14 protein-coding genes are annotated in these 20,122 nt (G+C 63.4%); 11 read left to right on the forward strand and 3 right to left on the reverse strand.

Annotated features, from left to right (window positions below; genetic code table 11):
- Positions 1–31 precede the first annotated feature (31 nt).
- From gloB to QQL85_RS22220, 10 genes are all read left to right on the forward strand, one after another.
- Positions 32–811, forward strand: a complete 780-nt coding sequence (gene gloB / locus QQL85_RS22175; RefSeq protein WP_284356632.1) for a hydroxyacylglutathione hydrolase — start codon at positions 32–34, stop codon at positions 809–811.
- A gap of 100 nt (positions 812–911) precedes the next feature.
- A complete protein-coding gene (locus QQL85_RS22180) occupies positions 912–2,342 on the forward strand; it encodes a lytic transglycosylase domain-containing protein (RefSeq protein ID WP_284356631.1) in 1,431 nt (476 codons plus the stop codon).
- Positions 2,343–2,464: 122 nt separating this feature from the next.
- Positions 2,465–4,294, forward strand: a complete 1,830-nt coding sequence (locus QQL85_RS22185; RefSeq protein ID WP_284356630.1) for an extracellular solute-binding protein — start codon at positions 2,465–2,467, stop codon at positions 4,292–4,294.
- Complete coding sequence (locus tag QQL85_RS22190; protein ID WP_284356629.1) at positions 4,291–6,126, forward strand: extracellular solute-binding protein; 1,836 nt, start codon at positions 4,291–4,293, stop codon at positions 6,124–6,126. Before QQL85_RS22185 ends, QQL85_RS22190 begins: the two co-directional genes overlap by 4 nt.
- A gap of 1 nt (position 6,127) precedes the next feature.
- Entirely contained in the window at positions 6,128–7,201 is a 1,074-nt protein-coding gene (locus tag QQL85_RS22195) for a microcin C ABC transporter permease YejB (RefSeq protein ID WP_056803365.1), read from the forward strand.
- A 1-nt stretch (position 7,202) separates the two neighbouring features.
- Entirely contained in the window at positions 7,203–8,222 is a 1,020-nt protein-coding gene (locus tag QQL85_RS22200; RefSeq protein ID WP_284356628.1) for an ABC transporter permease, read from the forward strand.
- A gap of 1 nt (position 8,223) precedes the next feature.
- The gene (locus QQL85_RS22205) at positions 8,224–9,849 is read left to right on the forward strand and encodes an ABC transporter ATP-binding protein (protein ID WP_284356627.1); all 1,626 of its coding nucleotides are present in this window, start codon (positions 8,224–8,226) and stop codon (positions 9,847–9,849) included.
- A 112-nt stretch (positions 9,850–9,961) separates the two neighbouring features.
- Positions 9,962–10,489: a helix-turn-helix domain-containing protein gene (locus QQL85_RS22210; protein WP_284356709.1), complete on the forward strand. Its 528-nt coding sequence runs from the start codon at positions 9,962–9,964 to the stop codon at positions 10,487–10,489.
- A gap of 64 nt (positions 10,490–10,553) precedes the next feature.
- On the forward strand, positions 10,554–11,120 hold the full coding sequence (locus QQL85_RS22215; protein ID WP_284356626.1) for an HD domain-containing protein: 567 nt from the start codon (positions 10,554–10,556) through the stop codon (positions 11,118–11,120).
- 328 nt (positions 11,121–11,448) lie between these two features.
- Positions 11,449–14,379, forward strand: a complete 2,931-nt coding sequence (locus QQL85_RS22220) for an aminotransferase (protein WP_284356625.1) — start codon at positions 11,449–11,451, stop codon at positions 14,377–14,379.
- Between the two features lie 3 nt (positions 14,380–14,382).
- Here the strand turns inward: QQL85_RS22220 and QQL85_RS22225 are convergent, their stop codons facing one another.
- Entirely contained in the window at positions 14,383–15,618 is a 1,236-nt protein-coding gene (locus QQL85_RS22225; protein WP_284356624.1) for a flavin monoamine oxidase family protein, read from the reverse strand.
- Positions 15,619–15,696: 78 nt separating this feature from the next.
- On the opposite strand from QQL85_RS22225, the gene QQL85_RS22230 reads away from it, so the two are divergent.
- The gene (locus QQL85_RS22230; protein WP_019096477.1) at positions 15,697–16,602 is read left to right on the forward strand and encodes a LysR family transcriptional regulator; all 906 of its coding nucleotides are present in this window, start codon (positions 15,697–15,699) and stop codon (positions 16,600–16,602) included.
- A gap of 32 nt (positions 16,603–16,634) precedes the next feature.
- Here the strand turns inward: QQL85_RS22230 and QQL85_RS22235 are convergent, their stop codons facing one another.
- Both QQL85_RS22235 and QQL85_RS22240 read right to left on the reverse strand, forming a co-directional pair.
- On the reverse strand, positions 16,635–17,330 hold the full coding sequence (locus QQL85_RS22235) for a response regulator (protein WP_284356623.1): 696 nt from the start codon (positions 17,328–17,330) through the stop codon (positions 16,635–16,637).
- Positions 17,327–19,981, reverse strand: a complete 2,655-nt coding sequence (locus QQL85_RS22240; RefSeq protein WP_284356622.1) for a sensor histidine kinase — start codon at positions 19,979–19,981, stop codon at positions 17,327–17,329. Before QQL85_RS22240 ends, QQL85_RS22235 begins: the two co-directional genes overlap by 4 nt.
- Between the last annotated feature and the right edge of the window lie 141 nt (positions 19,982–20,122).

Consider the following 20,122-nt stretch of genomic DNA (forward strand, 5'->3'; position numbering starts at 1 on the left):
TGTGCCACGCTAGGCGAATCGGATCCGCACCATGATACAGATCGATGCTCTCCCCGCTTTCTCCGACAACTACATCTGGTTGTTACAGGATACTGCCAAACGCCGCTGCGCGGTGGTCGATCCAGGTGACGCCGGCCCGGTGGAACGCTGGCTGGCGGCCAACCCCGAGTGGGTGCTGAGCGATATCCTGATCACCCACCACCACAACGATCATGTCGGCGGCGTGGAACGGCTCAAGCAACTGACCGATGCGCGTGTATGCGGCCCGGCCCATGAGCGTATTCCGTGTCGAGACCTGGCGCTGGACGAAGGCGATCAGGTGACCGTGCTGGGCCAGACCTTCCAGGTGATGGCGGTTCCTGGCCACACCTTGGGGCATATCGCTTACTTCAGTGACCAGACGGCTACGCCGGTACTGTTCAGTGGCGATACCCTGTTCGCCGCCGGCTGCGGGCGCATGTTCGAGGGTACACCCGAACAGATGCAGCCTGCCCTCGCCCGCCTGGCGGCATTGCCGGCACAAACCGAAGTCTATTGCGCCCACGAGTACACACTCAGCAACCTGCGCTTCGCCAAGGCGGTGGAACCCACCAATCTACACGTTCTAAAGCGGTTCGAGGACGTTACCCGTTTGCGCGCCGACAATCGCATCACCTTGCCATCAACCATTGGCCTGGAGCGCCTGACCAACCCCTTCCTGCGTACCTCTGAAACATTAGTTAAACAAAAAGCAGACGAATGGAAGGGACATCCAAACGACTCGCAGGTCACTGTTTTTGCTGCCTTGAGGTCTTGGAAGGACACCTTCTGATAACCGCAAGATATATCGCAAGCGATGGTCAAAGGTTGACCAGGCCCGGAGCGGTTTCTAGAATCGCCGAAATTTTTCGCCCGGATACCTGTGTCAGCCGATGTCTTCCCGTAGCCGCAGAACCTCTCATTCCGTCGCCCTGACGCGCCTGGCCCAAATCAGTGCGCTGGCCCTGGCCGCCACCTTGGTGGGCTGCCAGAGCACCCGTCAGCTCGACGAAGCCGATAGCGTTCGCGCGCACAACTACCAGGCGCGGATCAAGCACAAGCCTTCACCGCTGCTGGTAAAGCCGGCCGAGCAGACGCCGCAGGATGTCTGGGAACGCATGCGCCAGGGCTTCACGCTGCAAGACAGCATCGACGTCAATCCGCGCATCGAGCAGCAGCGCCTGTGGTTCGCCAGCAACCCGACGTTCATCGAAAGTGCCGGCGAGCGCGGCAGCCTCTACCTGCACTACATTGTCGAGCGCCTTGAAGAGCGCGACATGCCGCTGGAGCTGGCCCTGCTGCCCGCCATCGAAAGCGCCTACAACCCGATGGCCTATTCACGCGCCAGCGCTGCCGGCATGTGGCAGTTCATGCCAGCGACAGGTCGCCACTTCAACCTGCGCCAGACCAACTTCTACGATGGCCGCCGCGATATCACTGCGTCGACCAACGCGGCACTGGACTACCTGACCCGCCTGCACGACATGTTCAACGGTGACTGGCTGCTGGCCCTGGCCGCCTACAACGCCGGTGAAGGCACGGTCAGCCGCGCCATCGAACGCAACGAAAGGCTCGGTCTGCCGACCGACTACTGGAACCTGCCGCTGCCACAGGAAACCCGCGACTATGTGCCCAAGCTGCTGGCCCTGTCGCAGGTCGTGCTCACGCCTGAAGCCTACGGCGTCAACCTGAACCCGATTGCCAACGAACCCTACTTCGAGGCAGTGGCCATCAACGACCGCCTGGACTTGTCGCGGGTGGCAGCCTTTGCCAACATCGATGAAGACGAGCTGATCCAGCTCAACCCGGCCTTCAAGAAGCGCATGACCGTGGACGGCCCGCAGCAACTGCTGGTGCCGACCGCCAAGGCACAACTGCTGAGCGACAGCCTGTCCAACCTCAAGCCCGAGCAACTGGTCAGCCTGCAGCCGAACAAGGCGGTGTTCGCCCGTGCCGTGGCCGAAGCCAAGGCACCGGTTGCAGCGCGTAGCTATCGGGTCAAGCGCGGCGACAACCTGGGCGCCATCGCCAAGGCCAACCGCGTGTCGGTCAAGGACATCAAGCGCTGGAACCGCTTGTCCGGCAACAGCGTACGCGCTGGCCAGGTACTCGCCCTGCGCGGTGGCAGTGCACCGAGCGCCGCGGGCAACCGGGTGGCAGCATCCGGAAAGCGCTCCACCCAATACAAGGTACGCAAGGGCGACTCGCTGTACCTGGTGGCCAAGCGCTTCAACGTGGAAATGCAGCACCTCAAGCGCTGGAATCCGCGCAGCGGCCATGCCCTCAAGCCAGGCCAGACCCTGACCGTCTACCTCTCGCACTGATCTAATGCCCTGGGGCTGCAAAGCAGCCCCTTGCAATCCGCCGGGCCGCACTCTTTTTCCAACCCCACCAAGCTGTTACTGTACCCCGATCAAAGCCCAACGCCTCTGGATCGGATGCCGACTTGATACGTCCCCTCCTGCTGTCACTCAGCCTGGCCTTGAGCTTTCCCGCAGCCGCGATGGTGAGCGAAAGCCACGGATACGCGCAGTTCGGCACGCTCAAGTACCCAGCCACCTTCACCCACTTCGACTGGGTCAACCCGCAAGCGCCCAAGGGCGGCACCTTGCGGGCCATGGCTTTTGGTACGTTCGATACCCTCAACCCCTACACCTTCAAGGGGTCGAGCCCGATCACCACGCCCAATTTCCAGCAGTACGGCATCAGCGAGCTGAACGAGCCACTGATGGTCGGCACCGGCCAGTACGATCCGTCTGGTGATGAGCCGACCTCCAGCTACGGCCTGATCGCCCGCTCGGTCGAATACAGCGAGGACCGCAGCTGGGTGGTATTCAACCTGCGCCCGGAAGCCCGCTGGCATGATGGCCAGCCGATCACCTCGGCAGACGTGGCCTTCTCCTATCGCACCCTGCTCAAGGACGGCCACCCGATCTACCGCACCAACCTGCAGGAAGTGCAACGGGTGGACATTCTCGGCCCGCTGCGTATCCGCTTCGTGTTCAAACGCGCCGGCAACCCGCTGCTGATCCTGCGCCTGGGCGAAATGCCAGTACTGCCTAAGCACTACTGGCAAAAACGTGACTTCAAAGCCACCACCTTCGAGCCACCGCTGGGCAGTGGCCCCTACCGTATTACCCAAGTGCAACCCGGGCGCCGGCTGGTGTTCGAACGGGTCAAGAACTACTGGGGCAAAGACCTGGCGGTCAACCGTGGCAAGTACAACTTCAAGCGCGTGGAATACGAGTTCTACCGCGACGCCACGGTGGCCTTCGAAGCGTTCAAGGCCGGCGAATTCGACATCTACATCGAGCACCAGGCGAAAAACTGGGCCAACGGCTACAACTTCCCGGCCGTGCGCCGTGGCGAGGTGATCAAGGCCCAGATCCCGCACCAGATCCCCACGCAAACCCAGGGCCTGTTCATGAACAGCCGCCGGGCCACCTTCAGCGACCCTCGGGTACGCCAGGCGCTGGGGCTGATGCTCGACTTCGAGTGGACCAACCGCGCACTGTTCAGCAGTGCCTACCGCCGCTCGACCAGTTACTACCCCAACAGCGAGTTCGCCGCCAGCGGCTTGCCCACCGGTAAAGAGTGGCTGCTGTTGGCGCCGTTCCGTGACCAGTTGCCGGCCAAGCTGTTCAGCGAACCCTACAAGGTCAGCCACACCGATGGCCGGGGTATCAACCGCCAGACCCTGCGTCAGGCCTTGGGCCTGCTCGCCGAAGCCGGCTGGAAGCTGAACGGCCAGCGCCTGGTCGACAGCAAGGGCCAGCAGCTGCGCATGGAACTGCTGCTGGTGAACCCCAACCTTGAACGCATCCTGCAACCTTATGTCGAAAATCTGTCCAGCATCGGCATCGATGCGCGCTTGCGCACCGTGGACCGTGCCCAGTACAAACAACGCCTGGACCAGTTCGATTTCGACATGATTCTGATGACCCTGAACCAAACCTTGAGCCCCGGCCTTGAACAGTGGCTGTACTTCCACTCAAGCCAGGCCGCCACCAAAGGCAGCAAGAACTATGCTGGGGTCAGGGACCCGGTGGTCGACCACCTGCTCGACACCCTTCTCGCTGCACGCACCCGCGACGACCAGGTCGCCGCCGCCCGCGCCCTGGACCGTGTGCTTTCATGGCAGTACTACATGATCCCCAACTGGTACCTCGACAATCACCGCCTGGCCTACCGAAACCGGTTCGCCTTCGTCACCACGCCGCCCTACACGCTCGGGCTGAACAGCTGGTGGATCAAGACTTCGGAGAAAGCCCAATGACGCCAACGCACCGTCTGCGCCGGCTGGCAGGCAGCCTGTTGCTCGCCTGCCTGAGCCTTCCCGCCCTGGCCGCACCGCAACACGCGCTCACCCTGTACGACGAACCCCCCAAGTACCCCGCCAACTTCAAGCACTTCGACTACGTCAACCCGGATGCGCCCAAGGGCGGTACCTTCCGCCAGTCCAGCTTCGGCGGCTTCGACAGCCTCAACCCGTTCATCAACAAAGGCGTGTCGGCCGAGAACATCAGCATCATCTATGACACCCTGATGCGCCAAAGCCAGGACGAACCCTTCACCGAGTACGGCCTGGTAGCCGCCAAGATCGAAAAAGCCCCGGACAACAGCTGGGTGAGGTTCTACCTGCGCCCCGAAGCCCGCTTCCACGACGGCCATCCGATGCGCGCCGAGGATGTGGTGTTCACGTTCAACGCCCTGATCAAGGACGGTGCGCCGCTGTACCGCCAGTACTACGCCGACGTCGCCGAAGTGATCGCCGAAGACCCGCTGAAGGTACTGTTCAGGTTCAAGCACAAGAACAACCGAGAGCTGCCGCTGATTCTCGGCCAACTGCCAGTACTGCCCAAGCACTGGTACGAAAACCGCGACTTCAATCGCGGCAATCTCGAAATTCCGCTGGGCAGCGGCCCATACAAGGTGGCCGAGGTCAAGGCCGGACGTTCGGTGCGCTACGAGCGGGTCAAGGACTACTGGGCCAAGGACCTGCCGATCAACCGTGGGTTCTATAACTTCGACGTCATGACCTTCGACGCCTACCGCGACACCACCGTCGCCCTGGAAGCACTCAAGGCCGGCGCGTTCGACTATGCGCTGGAAGTCAGCGCAAAGAACTGGGCCACCGCCTATAACGTGCCCGCCGTGCGCGACGGCCGCCTGATCAAGGAAGAGCTGCCCAACGGCAACCCCACCGGCATGCAGGGCTTCATCTTCAACATCCGCCGCCAGGTGTTCCAGGACGTGCGTGTGCGCCAGGCACTGAGCTTGCTGCTGGACTACGAGTGGACCAACAAGCAGCTGTTCAACGGTGCCTACACACGCACTGGCAGCTATTTCGACAATTCGGAAATGGCCGCCCACGGCCTGCCCAGCGCCAGCGAGCTGAAAATTCTCGAACCACTGCGTGGCAAAGTCCCCGAGCAGGTATTTACCGAGGCCTTCAAAAACCCGGTCAGCGACGGCAGCGGCATGATTCGTGAGCAGCAACGCCAAGCCTACAAGCTGCTGCAGGAGGCCGGCTGGAATATCGTCGACGACAAGATGGTCGACGCCCAGGGCAAACCGGTGAGCATCGAGTTCCTGCTGGCGCAGACCGAATTCGAACGTATCCTGCTGCCATTCAAGCGTAACCTTGCCGACCTCGGCATTGACCTGAACATTCGCCGGGTTGACGTTTCCCAGTACATCACCCGCCTGCGCTCACGCGACTACGACATGATCGTCGGCGGCTACCCGCAGTCCAACTCGCCGGGCAACGAGCAGCGCGAATTCTGGTCCAGTGCCGCCGCCGACAACCCCGGCAGCCGCAACTTCATCGGCCTGCGCGACCCGGCCATCGACCAGCTGGTAGACCAGTTGATCAACGCAGAGTCGCGGCAAAGCCTGGTCGACCACTGCCGCGCCCTCGACCGCGTGTTGCTGTGGGGCTACTACGTGATCCCCAACTGGCACATCAAGACCTGGCGCGTGGCCTACTGGAACCACATCGGCCACCCGAACGTGTCGCCCAAGTACGACATCGGCATCGACACCTGGTGGATCAAGCCCGGCGTAACGCCAGCCGTCAGCGAAGCCCCTGCGGACGAGGCCAACTAAGATGCTGGCCTACATCCTGCGCCGCCTGCTGCTGATCATCCCGACCCTGTTCGGCATTCTGATCATCAACTTCATCATCGTCCAGGCCGCCCCCGGCGGCCCGGTCGAACAGATGATCGCCAAGCTCGAAGGCTTCGAAGGCGCCACCAGCCGCATTGCCGGTGGTGGCGCAGAGGTTTCCGTGGCCGGTTCCAACTACCGCGGCGCCCAGGGCCTGGACCCGGCGCTGATCGCCGAAATCGAGCGCATGTACGGCTTCGACAAGTCGCCGCCCGAGCGCCTGTGGATCATGATCAAGAACTACGCCCAGCTGGACTTCGGCGACAGCTTCTTCCGTGATGCCAAGGTCATCGACCTGATCATCGAGAAGATGCCGGTGTCGATCTCGCTGGGGCTGTGGAGCACGCTGATCATGTACCTGGTGTCGATCCCGCTGGGCATCGCCAAGGCGGTACGCCACGGCAGCCACTTCGACGTGTGGACCAGTTCGGCGATCATCGTCGGCTACGCCATCCCCGCGTTCCTGTTCGCCATCCTGCTGATCGTGCTGTTCGCCGGCGGCAGCTACTTCGACTGGTTCCCGCTGCGCGGCCTCACCTCCAACAATTTCGACGAGCTGAGCACCACCGGCAAGGTGCTGGACTACTTCTGGCACTTGGTGCTGCCGATCACCGCACTGGTCATCGGTAACTTCGCCACCATGACCCTGCTGACCAAGAACAGCTTCCTCGACGAGATCAACAAGCAGTATGTGGTCACCGCCAAGGCCAAGGGACTGAGCCGGCCACGCGTGCTGTACGGGCATGTGTTCCGCAACGCCATGCTACTGGTGATCGCCGGCTTCCCGTCTGCGTTCATCGGTATTTTCTTCACCGGCTCCCTGCTGATCGAGGTGATCTTCAGCCTCGATGGCCTGGGCCTGATGAGTTTCGAGGCAGCCATCAACCGCGACTACCCGGTGGTCTTCGGCACCCTGTTCATCTTCACCCTGCTGGGGCTGGTGGTGAAACTGATCGGCGACCTGACCTACACCCTGGTCGATCCACGCATCGACTTCGCCAGCCGGGAGCACTGACATGGCCTTGTCCCCCCTCAACCGCCGGCGCTTCGAGCGCTTCAAGGCCAACCGCCGTGGCTGGTGGTCGCTGTGGCTGTTCCTGGTCCTGTTCGGCCTGAGTCTGGGCGCCGAGCTGATCGCGAACGACAAGCCAGTTGCCGTGCGCTACGACGGCGAGTGGTACTTCCCGGCGTTCAAGCGCTACCCGGAAACCACCTTCGGCGGCGAATTTCCGCTGGAAGCCAACTACAAGAGCCCGTACATCCGCGAGTTGCTGGAAAAGAAAGACAGCTTCGTGCTGTGGGCGCCCATCCCTTTCAGCTACCAGAGCATCAACTACGACCTGCGCGTGCCCGCACCGGCACCACCTTCGGCGGACAACTGGCTGGGCACCGACGACCAGGGCCGCGACGTGCTGGCGCGGGTGATCTACGGCTTCCGCATTTCGGTGCTGTTTGCCCTCACCTTGACCATTGCCAGCTCCATCGTCGGCGTCATCGCCGGCGCGGTGCAGGGCTTTTATGGCGGCTGGGTCGACCTGGCCGGGCAACGTTTTCTGGAGATCTGGTCCGGCCTGCCAGTGCTGTACCTGTTGATCATCCTCGCCAGCTTCGTGCAGCCCAACTTCTGGTGGTTGTTGGGCATCATGCTGCTGTTCTCGTGGATGAGCCTGGTGGACGTGGTGCGCGCCGAGTTCCTGCGCGGGCGTAACCTGGAATATGTGCGCGCCGCCCGCGCCTTAGGGATGCGCAACGGCGCGATCATGTACCGGCACATCCTGCCCAACGCCATGATCTCGACCATGACCTTCATGCCGTTCATTCTCACGGGCGCCATCGGCACCCTCACCGCCCTGGACTTCCTCGGCTTCGGCCTGCCTGCCGGTTCGCCATCGCTGGGCGAACTGGTGGCCCAGGGCAAGTCCAACCTGCAGGCGCCGTGGCTGGGCATCAGTGCCTTTGCCGTGCTGGCGCTGATGCTGAGCCTGCTGGTGTTCATCGGCGAATCCGCCCGCGATGCCTTCGACCCGAGGAAGTGACATGAGTGAACAGAACCTGATCGAAGTGCGCGACCTGGCGGTGGAGTTTGTCACCGGCGACCAGGTCAACCGCGTGGTGGACGGTATCAGCTTCGACATCCGCAAGGGTGAGACACTGGCCCTGGTGGGTGAAAGTGGCTCGGGCAAATCGGTCACCGCGCACTCGATCCTGCGCCTGCTGCCTTACCCCCTGGCCCGCCACCCCAGCGGCAGCATCCGCTATGAAGGCAAAGATCTGCTGCAGCAGAACGAGAAGACCCTGCAGCGCATTCGCGGCAACCGCATTGCGATGATCTTCCAGGAGCCGATGACCTCGCTCAACCCGCTGCACTGCATCGAAAAGCAGATCAACGAAATCCTGTTGCTGCACAAAGGCCTGACCGGCAAGGAAGCAACTGCGCGCACCCTGGAGCTGCTGGATCTGGTTGGCATTCCCGAGCCGCACAAGCGTTTGAAGGCCCTGCCCCACGAGCTGTCGGGCGGGCAACGCCAGCGGGTGATGATTGCCATGGCGTTGGCCAACGAGCCGGAGTTGCTGATTGCCGACGAACCGACCACGGCGCTGGACGTGACCGTGCAGTTGAAGATCCTCGACCTGCTCAAGGAACTGCAAGCGCGCCTGGGCATGGCGCTGTTGCTGATCAGCCATGACCTGAACCTGGTGCGCCGCATCGCCCACCGCGTATGCGTGATGCAGCGCGGGCAGATCGTCGAGCAGGCCGAATGCGCCACGCTGTTCAGTGCTCCGCAGCACCATTACACGCAGATGCTGATCAACGCCGAGCCCAGTGGGCTGCCGGCGCATAACCCGGTGGGCGCGCCGCTGCTTGAGGTGGATGACCTCAAGGTGTGGTTCCCGATCAAGAAGGGGCTACTGCGGCGCACGGTGGACCATGTGAAGGCAGTGGACGGGGTCAACTTCAGCCTGCCGCAAGGGCAGACGCTGGGCATTGTTGGCGAGTCCGGGTCGGGCAAGTCGACGCTTGGGTTGGCGATCCTGCGGCTGATTTCCAGCCAGGGCGGCATTCACTTCCACGGGCAGAATTTGCAAGGGCTGAACCAGAAGGCCGTACGGCCACTGCGGCGGGAAATGCAGGTGGTGTTCCAGGACCCGTTCGGCAGCCTGAGCCCGCGCATGTGCGTGGCGGACATCGTGGGTGAAGGGTTGCGCATTCACGGCATTGGTACCCCGCAAGAGCAAGAAGCGGCGATTGTTGCGGCACTGGAGGAAGTGGGGCTGGACCCGCGTACGCGGCATCGCTATCCGCATGAGTTTTCCGGTGGGCAGCGCCAGCGCATTGCGATTGCACGGGCGTTGGTGTTGAAGCCGGCGCTGATCCTGCTGGATGAGCCCACCTCCGCGCTGGACCGCACAGTGCAACGGCAGGTGGTGGAGTTGCTGCGTAATTTGCAGCAAAAGTACAACCTCACCTACCTGTTCATCAGCCATGACTTGGCGGTGGTGAAGGCGTTGAGTCACCAGTTGATGGTGATCAAGCATGGGCATGTGGTGGAGCAAGGGGACGCGCAGGCGATCTTCCATGCGCCACAGCATCCGTATACGCGGCAGTTGCTGGAGGCGGCGTTTCTAGAGGTGGATGATGCCGAACCGGGCATGATGCGCTAAAGATCAAAGTATGGGCGGTTGCGTTGCTGCAACTGCCCATACACTGACCGCTGCAGGACCGCACAGCACTGGAGGCTTTCTTGTGACTATCTCACCGTCCCCCATCGGCCCGATGCTCAGGCACTGGCGCATGCTGAACCGGGTCAAGCAACTGCACGCTGCGCAGATGTTCGGGGTGTGCCAGTCCACCATTTCCCGCTGGGAATCTGGCGTTCAGGACGCCGAGCCGGAACAGCGCGCCCGTATCGAAGCCTTGCTCAAGGCCCGCCTCAGCAGCGCTGCCGACCATGCACTGGCGCGGCTTGTATCGGGCAACGCGCAGCCTGTACACCTGGTGTGCGACCTCACCCACCGCCTGTTGGCGTGCTCAGTCCCACGCGAAGCCGAGTTCCACATCCCGGTCAGCGAACTGCTGGGCGTTTCGCTGTGGCCCTTCGCTACAGAGGAAATCGCCAATCAGGAACAGCGCCTGGCCGAGTTGGGCTGGCGAGATAACCTGACCTCCCCGGCACTGGAGTTCGCCACTGGCACGAACGGCTCTGCGGTGGTACCCATCCAGCACAGCCTGTGCCGCTGGACACGGTTAACCCTCTCGGATGGCTCGACTGCCCGACTGGTCGAAACACTCGCGCATATTTAATGCGTGGACGCAGGCAAGCACCACGTCGAAGATCCACCTCTGCAATAGCCAGAGGTCACTCACCGTGTCAGATCACAACCTTCATGGAAAACTCGAATTCCTGCGCCAGGCCGAAAAGCTCAAGAGCGTGACCCGCAGTGCCCACACCTCCACGGGCCGGCGTGAAAGTACCGCAGAGCACAGTTGGCGGCTGGCATTGCTGGCACTGGTGTTTGAAGAAGACCTGGGTGATGTCGATATCTGCAAGGTGTTGAAGCTTTGCCTTGTCCATGACCTTGGGGAGGCCTTGAATGGCGATGTCCCCGCCCCCGAGGCTCAGGCCATGCCCGACAAGGGAATGGGTGAACGGCAGGACCTGCTAGCCATCACATCAACGCTGGAACCCTCGATGCAAGACAACATCGTTGCCTTGTTCGACGAGTACGAAGCGGCCACTTCGCCCGAAGCCAAGGTGGTCAAGGCACTCGACAAGATCGAAACCATCCTGCAGCACGCCCAGGGCGATAACCCGCCTGGCTTCGACTACGCGTTCAACCTGGAATACGGCCGCCGTTATACGGATGCCATTCCATTCCTGGCCTCCCTAAGGCGCACACTCGATGACGAAACACGTCAACGCATGACAGGCTAACGCGGTCGCTGTGGGAGCGGCCTTGTGTCGCGAAAGGGCCGCAAAGCGGCCCCAGCAATTCATGCAATGAAGTTGAAACCCGGGGCCGCTACGCGGCCCTTTCGCGACACTGCAGCGATTAACGCTGGCTTACCCACTACGCCCAGGTCTGGAATGAAAGCTTGCAGCGGTTTTATCCGGCTTTATGAATGGCCAATAATTATTGGCTGCCAATAATTTCCATAATTCAGCGCTATTATCAGTTTCCCTGACAACAATCGTCTTTCATCATCAGCCAGACCAGGCATAAATTCTCTCCGTCCACTCCCAGCAGCAACGGTAGAGCCTCATGCCCAGCCCACAGCACCCGTCCGCCTCTCCTGCCCTGACCACACTGATCAGCCGATCCGGCCTGCCCAGCCCTTCACTCAGTGAAACGCAGGCTCACGCCGTATTGCAGGCGCACTATGGTCTCGACGGTGGCCTGACGGCATTGGGCAGCCAACAGGACCTCAACTTCCGCGTGGAGGCGCCAGAAGGCCGCTATGTGCTCAAGGCCTGCCACGGCAGCTATGCCCAGTTGGAGCTGGAAGCACAACATGCCGCCCTGGCCTACTTACGCGAACAGGGCTTGCCAGTACCCGCCGTGCGCCCCGCCAGCAACGGCGAAGGCTTGCTGGCACTGGACGTAGACGGGCAACCCCTGCGCCTGCGCCTGCTCGACTACATCGAAGGCCAACCGTTGACCCGCCTCAAACACCTGGAGCCACGCCTGATCGCTGAACTGGGCAGGCTCTGTGCGAAGCTGGACAGGGCGCTGGTCGACTTCGATCACCCCGGCCTTGTGCGCACCCTGCAATGGGACCCGCAACATGCCCAGGCGCTGATCGACCACCTGTTGCCGGTGCTGCAAGACAGCGGGCAACGCACCCGCATCGAACACGCCACTCGCCAGGCCTGCGCGCGCCTGACGCCGCTGGTGGACCAGCTGCCGGTTCAGCCCGTGCACCTGGACATCACCGACGACAACACCGTCTGGGCTCGCGATGGCCAGCGCCAGTGGCAACTGCAAGGTGTGATCGACTTCGGCGACCTGCTGCGTACCTGGCGCATTGCCGACCTGTCAGTGACCTGCGCAGCATTGCTGCACCACGCCGAGGGCAACCCGCTGCGCATCCTGCCGGCGATCAGCGCCTACCAGGTGCTCAACCCGCTGACCGAGGCCGAGCTACGCGCCCTATGGCCACTGGTGATCAACCGGGCCGCTGTGCTGGTGTTGAGCAGCGCACAGCAACTGGCCGTGGACCCTGGCAACCAGTACACCCGCGATAACGTGGCCCATGAATGGGAAATCTTCGACACCGCCACCGCCGTGCCTTTCGCGCTGATGGAGGCCGCCATCCTGCAAGCGGCAGGCTTGCCGCTCGACGTTCCAGACTTGAACCGTTGCGCCCCCCTGCTCCCCGAGCTGGCCGGGCAGGCTGTAACACGGGTGGACTTGGGGGTACTCAGCATCAATTGCGAAGCGGGCAACTGGGAGCAACCCGGTTTCGATCAGCACCTGCTGACCTCGCAAGCGGCCCCGGCTTGCAGCCTGTACGGGCAATATCGCCTGTCGCAGACCCATATCGACCGCCCCGAAGAGCCCGCCACCTGTGCCCTCGGCGTTGAGCTGCATGTGCCCAACGGCAGCCAGGTACAAGCGCCAGAAACCGGCACCTGGCAGCGCCATGGCGACGGCCGCGGTTGCCTGCGAACCGCGCACTGGGCCTTGTGGCTGCAGGGCCTGGAGGATGCCCCCGCAGATGGACAGGCCGTGGAAAAAGGCCAGTCGCTGGGCAATAGCTGCGGTTTCCTCAGCGTACAGCTGTGCCTGGACCTCAGCATCCAGCCCCCCTTCTTCGCCACCCCGTCGCAGGCCGATGCCTGGCTGGCCCTGTGCCCGTCGCCAGCCGCGCTGCTGGACCTGGACTGCGATGCCGATCCGCTGCCCGACCCACAAGCCCTGCTGGCCCGCCGCGACGCCAGCTTTGCCCGCTCGCAGAAACACTACTACGCGCAGCCACCGCACATTGAGCGCGGCTGGCGTAACTACCTGATCGACATGCAGGGCCGCGCCTACCTGGACATGCTCAACAACGTCGCCGTGCTGGGCCATGGTCACCCACGCATGGTCGCCGAGTCGGCCCGACAGTGGTCACTGCTGAACACCAACTCGCGCTTCCATTACGCGGCCATCACCGAGTTTTCCGAACGCCTGCTCGACCTGGCGCCCGAAGGTTTCGACCGTGTGTTCATGGTCAACAGTGGCACCGAGGCCAACGACCTGGCCATTCGCCTGGCCTGGGCCTACAGCGGCGGGCGCGACCTGCTGAGCGTGCTGGAGGCGTACCACGGCTGGTCGGTGGCCACCGACGCCATCTCCACCTCCATCGCCGATAACCCGCAAGCCCTGGAAACCCGACCGGACTGGGTGCACCCGGTCGAGGCGCCGAACACCTTCCGCGGCCGATTCCGCGGCGCCGACAGCGCTGCCGGCTACCTGCGTGACGTCGATGCCAAACTGGCCGACCTCGATGCACGCGGCCGTCAACTGGCGGGCATCATCTGCGAGCCCGTGTACGGCAATGCTGGCGGCATTTCGTTGCCGGCCGGTTACCTGCGCGATGCTTACGCCAAGGTCCGCGCGCGTGGCGGCGTGTGCATTGCCGACGAAGTACAGGTGGGGTATGGCCGCCTGGGTGAGTACTTCTGGGGCTTCGAGGAGCAGGGCGTGGTGCCCGACATCATCACCATGGCCAAAGGCATGGGCAACGGCCAGCCGCTGGGCGTGGTCATCACCCGCCGCGAAATTGCCGAAGCGCTGGAGGCCGAGGGTTACTTCTTTTCCTCGGCAGGTGGCAGCCCGGTCAGCTGCCGCATTGGCATGGCGGTGCTGGACGTGATGCAGGAAGAAGGCCTGTGGGACAACGCCCGCGACACCGGGCGCTACTTCAAGGCGCGCCTGCAGGCACTGGTCGACAAGCACCCGCTGGCCGGCGCGGCGCATGGGTCGGGCTTCTACCTGGGGCTGGAACTGGTACGCAATCGCGAAACCCTGGAGCCGGCCACCGAAGAAACCATGGCCCTGTGCGACCGCCTGCGTGATCTGGGGATCTTCATGCAGCCTACAGGCGACTACCTGAACATCCTCAAGATCAAGCCGCCAATGTGCACCACCCGGGCGAGCGTGGACTACTTTGTCGACAGCATTGACCGGGTGCTTGGCGAAGGCTTGTAAGTTTCAAGGCGTGAGCCCGATGGCTGCGGCCCACGCCTCTAGTGCCTCACACGCGGCCATCGCGATCTGTTCATCTGTGCGACCGCTGAACTGACGCTCAATTGCATCGGCGGCAATCAGCCCGGCGACGGTGGGCTTGCCCACGGCATCGGTCAGGTCCAGCCACTCACCCCAACTGGCAGGCACGTCATACCAGCGCAAATAGCCGGAGGATGAACTTGGCCACCAGCGCTCATCGAACTGCAAAATCACCTTTTCCAGCTTGCCCATGCCCAAATGCGCCAGCGCTCGTTGCTGGGTTTCAGGTAACGCAGGGGTGAAGTGCATCGTTTTCAACACACCTACGGGGACTGTGCAAATACAGAAATCGCAGGTTTCATCATTCACCATGACGGCTGTGCCTGACCAGTCGATACGGGTTACCGGTGTGTTCAACCGAATGTCCAGGTTTTGCGTCAACACATCGACCAGCTCGCTGTAGCCACCAGGCAGCATGCAGTCGCCATGCCCGACGCCCTCTTCGTCCAATGCGCTGACCGACAGCTGCGTCACTGGTAAACACGCTTCCAGCACAAGGTTGGCATCAATGGCGAACTGCGTGGCCCGCACGCCAGCAGGGTCCAGTGTGGCCATATAGCCGCTGATCGCCTCGGACAAAGGCAACTGCCGGTCAAGGCGCTCGGTGAAGGCAGCCCAGGCGCCTTCGACATCTGGCAACACTCCGTCACTTGCAGCGGCAAGCGGGCGGCTGAAGTCGGTCTCGATGCAAGCCAAACCCTGGCACTGCGCAATGGCGGCCAATGGGTTTTCAGCAAAATGTTGAAGCCATGCCGCACCTTCATCGGCCTTCACACTCCCCAGCTCGACTGTATGCGTGCGCCCGCCTGTACGCCCTCGTGCTTCCAGCACAATGCAATCGATACCCTGGCGCCGCAAACGCTGTGCCGCAGTCAAGCCCGCACAACCGGCACCGATCACGATCACCTTGCGCGCCCCGGCCGCCATTGCAGCCTCTGCGGCGCGCTGCCCATCATTCCATGCACCATGAGCCGTTGCCGGGGCGCGGGTGTCACAAGCTTCTCCGGCGATGACCAAGCGTTCATGCAGCACTTGGCCTAGGTCACTTCGATGCTGCCGCGTCCCGCCCGGCAACAACGCACTGTAGGCGCCGAGGCTGAACGGGTCTGCACTCCAGTGAGTGACATGCCACGCGGTTGGTCTATGCACGCTCTTCTCCATTGAGGGAACTGTCCTGTATGTGCATTAATGTTCATAATTTCTATCAATAAAAGATGATCATCATCAGGTTTACTGACAATGGCCTTTTCCAGCGATTCCCTGGCAATATTCCTCGCCGTGCTCGATGCCGGCTCGTTCTCCGCCGCTGCGCGCAAGCTGGGCCGTGTGCCTTCAGCCGTCAGCATGGCGGTTGCCCAGCTGGAAGCTGAACTGGACCTGGTGCTGTTTGACCGGGCCACGCGCAAGGCCTTGCCCACCAGCGCCGCCCTGGCGCTGGAGCCGCAAGCCAGGCAGGTGATCTGCCAGCTCAACCTGCTGGACGCCCAGGCTCTGCAACTGCATAAAGGCCTGGAAAAGCGCCTGACCATCGCCATGGCACCCGAGCTACAAACCGGTCGCTGGAGCCAGCCACTCGAAATCCTCGCCCAAGAGTTTCCCAGCCTGGAAATCGAAGTGCGCTCGGCCACGCAGACCGAAGCCGTTCGCTTGCTGCACGAAGGCAGCGTGCAACTGGCGCTGGTGTTCGAGCGACCTGGTATCGACGAACGGGAGTCGTTTCTTGAAGCCGGCAGCCAGCTGCTGGTAGCGGTCGCTTCGCCCCGCCACCCCGCCGGACAGAACAGCGGCACGCCATTGCCTGAAGAAGCCTTTGCAGAACAGCGGCAGATCATCGTGGCCTCGGGCAAGGCCACCGGGTCGGATCCGCGAATGGTGCTGTCGCGGCGCATCTGGCTGACCGACAGCTACCTGGCCACGCTGGACCTGGTGCAGTCTGGCCTCGGCTGGGCCTACCTGCCGCAGCCGCTGGTCGAACCGCTGATTGCCTCAGGCGCACTGGCAGAGGTGCGCTTTGACAACATGGCCAGCCGCTTGCGCTTGTGGGTGGATATCATCTGGGTCAAGCCGCGCCCCTTGGGCTTGGGAGCGCGGCGCTATCTGGAAGTCATGCGCCAGCTGTTCGACAGGGAGCCGGCCAGGGCCTGATGCCCTTTCACCCTCCGGGGTAGATGCCCGGATCAAGCGACCGGCGCCACCAACCTGTACCCCACCCCCGCCTCGGTAATGATGAACCGTGGCGCCGTGGGGTCATCCCCCAGCTTCTGGCGCAGATGCCCGACCACAATGCGCAAGTAATGGGTGTCTTCCACATGGGTAGGCCCCCAGATGTCCTTGAGCAACTGCTGCTGGGTAATCACCCGCCCCGGATGCCCGGCCAACAGCGCCAGCAAGGCATACTCCTTGCGCGTCAGCGCCACCTCAACGCCATCCAGCGTCACCCGGCGAAAGGCAAAATCCACGGTCAACGGCCCAAAGCTGGCCGCCACCTCCGAACCACCGGCCTGCGGCACCTGGCGTAGCAAGGCCCGCACCCGCGCCAGAAATTCCTGGATGCCGAACGGCTTGGTCACATAGTCGTTCGCCCCGCCATCCAGCGCATCCACCTTCTGCACTTCACTGGCACGCACCGACAGCACCATCACCGGCACCGCACTCCATTCACGCAGCTCACGCAGCACCTGCTGGCCGTCCATGTCCGGCAGGCCCAGGTCGAGCACCACCAGGTCCGGCTTGCCCAGCGCCGCTTGGGCCAGGCCTTCAGCGCCGGTGGCCGCTTCAAGCACTTTGTAGCCTTGCGAGGCCAGGCTGATGCGCAGGAACTTGCGGATCTGCGGCTCATCGTCGATGACCAACAACGTGGCGGGCTGGCTCATGGGGTTTCGCTTTCGGCTTCAGGTTGAGGGGGCAGCGGCAAGCATAGAGTGATGCCTGTGCCTTGGCCATCGATGCCTTCGCCCACCAGAATCTGCCCGCCATGGGCGCCTATCATGCCTTGGCAGATGGCCAGGCCCAGGCCGGTACCCTGCCCGCCACGGTCACCACGGGCGGCGGTGTAGAACATGTCGAAGATCTTCTCGCGGTCGGCCACCGGAATGCCGGGGCCTTGGTCAAGGACGGCAAAACGCAACTGCATGTCCTGCACCGATACCTGCAGCTCAAGCCGACCATTGGCCGGCGAGAACCGTGCAGCGTTTTCCAGCACATTGACCAACGCCTGCTCGATCAGCGCCGCATGCACGAACAGCAGCGGCAGCTCGGCTGGCACGTCGGTGTGCACGCGCAACGGGGCGAGCACTGCGCGCAGGCGGTTGAGCGCGCTGCCGACGATGTCGCCCGGAGCCACCCAGTCGCGCGCCAGCTTGAGGCCGCCGTGGCCCAGGCGGGTCATGTCCAACAGGTTCTGGATGTAGCGGTCGAGGCGCTCGGCCTCATTGCGGGTGCCCTCCAGCAGCTCTCGGCGGTCTTCAGTCGGGATCGCGTCGCCCAATGCCAGCAGGCTGTCGATGCTGCCACGCATGGCGGTCAACGGCGTGCGCAAGTCATGGGAAACGGACGCCAGCAAGGCGCTGCGCAACTGCTCGGTTTCACCATGCAGGCGTGCGGCCTCCAGTTGCTCGGCCAGGCGGGCGCGTGCCAACGCCTGTGCCAGCGGCTGGCCAAGGGCCGTGAGCAGGCGACGACGTGGGTCGCTGAGCGGCTGGCCGGAGCGTGGGCGCACACCGAGCAGCGCCAGGGGTTGTTCATCCACCCCTAGCGGCCACCACCACCAGCGGCCATTGGGCAGCGTATCGCTGCCGTGGCCGGCGGCCTGGCCATGCTGCCAGGCCCATTCGGCGGCGGCGCGTTCGTTATCGCTGAAGGCATGGGCTTCGCCACTGGCCACCTGCAGTTGGCCTTCAGCGTTGCGCTCCAGCAGGCACACCTGCATATCCTGCCAACCATCCAGATGCTGGCCGGCGGCATTGAACACGGCTTGGCGATCGGTGGCCACGGTCAGCCGGCGCGACAGGTCGAGCAGTTGGCTGGTCTGCGCCTGGGTTTCGCGCAGCGCCTGCAACTGGCGGCGCTGACGGGCGGCCAGGTTACCGGTGAGTGCGGCCATCAGCAGGAAGAACACCAAGGTCAGCACGTCTTCTTCGCGCTGGATGCTGAACGAAAAGTTAGGGGGGATGAACAGAAAGTCGTAGGTCAGGAACGACAGTGCGGCGCAGGCCAGTGCAGGCCCCAGGCTGCTGCGCACTGCCACCAGCAACACGGCGGCCAGGAACACCAGCGAGATGTTGGGCAGCGCCAGCACACTCGACACTGCCCAGGCCAGGCCCGCAGCCATCACGGTGGCCAGCAGCGCGAGCAGGTAATGGCGCCACACCCACACCCGCCGTACCGCCGAACGCGGCGCTGGCGGTTGCACGTCGCGGTCCAGTACGTTGATTTCCAGGTCATGGCTCTCACGCAACAGCCGGGCAGCCACTCCGGCACCAAACAGGCGTCGGCGCAAGCGGTCGCGAGACTGCCCCACAAGCACCAGGCTGGCCCGCCGTTCGACAGCATGCTGAATCAGCGTGCGCGCCACTTCGCCAGCGCGCAACAGCACCACCTCCCCGCCCAGGCGCTCGGCCAGTTGCTGCGCAGCCTGCAGGCGATGGCGAGCGGTTTCGTCACGCAGGCGGCCATTGTCCACATGCACCATGCTCCAGGGCAGGTGGCGGCGCTGGGCCACGCGGCTGGCATGACGCACCAGGCGCTCGGCCTGGTCGTCGCCATCAACGCCCACCAGCAACCGGCCACGCAAGGCCGGGGCCTCCTGGCCGCGCTGGCGATAGCCGTGGGCCAGGTCGGCATCCACCTGGGCGGCGGCAGTCTGCATGGCCAACTCGCGCAGGGCGGTCAGGTTGGTTTGTGAGAAGTACGCGTCGATCGCAGCCCGCGCCTGCTCGGGCACATACACCTTGCCTTCGCGCAGCCGTTCGAGCAGCTCGCGCGGCGGCAGGTCGATCAGCACCAGCTCGAAGGCTTCCTGCAGCACCCAGTCCGGCAGGGTTTCGCGCACGAGCACGCCGGTAATGTCGCGAACCTTGTCGTTGAGGCTTTCCAGGTGCTGGACGTTGACCGTGGTGTACACGTCGATGCCGGCGGCCAGCAGTTCCTGCACATCCTGCCAGCGCTTGGCGTGCCGGCTGCCGGGGGCATTGGTGTGGGCCAGCTCGTCGACCAGGGCCAAGGCCGGTGCTGCCTTGAGCAGGCCGTCGAGGTCCATTTCTTCAAGCGTGACGCCGCGGTACTGGCTGCGCAGCAGGGGCTGCTGCTGAAGGCCGGCGAGCAGCGCTTCGGTTTCGGCGCGGCCGTGGGTTTCGACCACCCCGGCCAGCACCTGAACGCCTTGGCGTTGCTGGGCGTGGGCGGCCTGAAGCATGGCGAAGGTCTTGCCGACGCCGGGCGCAGCGCCGAGAAACACCTTCAGCCGGCCCCGGCCGGTGCGTGGGAGGTTAGCCAACAGCGCATCGGCGCGGGCGGAATCACTCATGTTTCATCCTTTGCAATTTCCAGCAACTAGCTAATTCAGGGACAAACACCGTAACTGTGGGAGCGGGTTTACCCGCGAACACCGGCGAAGCCGGTGCCATGCACCGAGTCGCCTTCTTCGCGGGTGAACCCGCTCCCACAG

Source organism: Pseudomonas putida, from assembly GCF_030159595.1.
GTDB lineage: Bacteria > Pseudomonadota > Gammaproteobacteria > Pseudomonadales > Pseudomonadaceae > Aquipseudomonas > Aquipseudomonas putida_AC.

Bases quoted from the DNA above. Each gene is read 5' to 3' on its own strand.
- gloB (WP_284356632.1), top strand. From the start codon at position 32: ATGATACAGATCGATGCTCTCCCCGCTTTCTCCGACAACTACATCTGG.
- QQL85_RS22180 (WP_284356631.1), top strand. From the start codon at position 912: ATGTCTTCCCGTAGCCGCAGAACCTCTCATTCCGTCGCCCTGACGCGC.
- QQL85_RS22190 (WP_284356629.1), top strand. From the start codon at position 4,291: ATGACGCCAACGCACCGTCTGCGCCGGCTGGCAGGCAGCCTGTTGCTC.
- QQL85_RS22195 (WP_056803365.1), top strand. From the start codon at position 6,128: ATGCTGGCCTACATCCTGCGCCGCCTGCTGCTGATCATCCCGACCCTG.
- QQL85_RS22200 (WP_284356628.1), top strand. From the start codon at position 7,203: ATGGCCTTGTCCCCCCTCAACCGCCGGCGCTTCGAGCGCTTCAAGGCC.
- QQL85_RS22205 (WP_284356627.1), top strand. From the start codon at position 8,224: ATGAGTGAACAGAACCTGATCGAAGTGCGCGACCTGGCGGTGGAGTTT.
- QQL85_RS22210 (WP_284356709.1), top strand. From the start codon at position 9,962: ATGCTCAGGCACTGGCGCATGCTGAACCGGGTCAAGCAACTGCACGCT.
- QQL85_RS22220 (WP_284356625.1), top strand. From the start codon at position 11,449: ATGCCCAGCCCACAGCACCCGTCCGCCTCTCCTGCCCTGACCACACTG.
- QQL85_RS22225 (WP_284356624.1), bottom strand. From the start codon at position 15,618: ATGGAGAAGAGCGTGCATAGACCAACCGCGTGGCATGTCACTCACTGG.
- QQL85_RS22230 (WP_019096477.1), top strand. From the start codon at position 15,697: ATGGCCTTTTCCAGCGATTCCCTGGCAATATTCCTCGCCGTGCTCGAT.
- QQL85_RS22235 (WP_284356623.1), bottom strand. From the start codon at position 17,330: ATGAGCCAGCCCGCCACGTTGTTGGTCATCGACGATGAGCCGCAGATC.
- QQL85_RS22240 (WP_284356622.1), bottom strand. From the start codon at position 19,981: ATGAGTGATTCCGCCCGCGCCGATGCGCTGTTGGCTAACCTCCCACGC.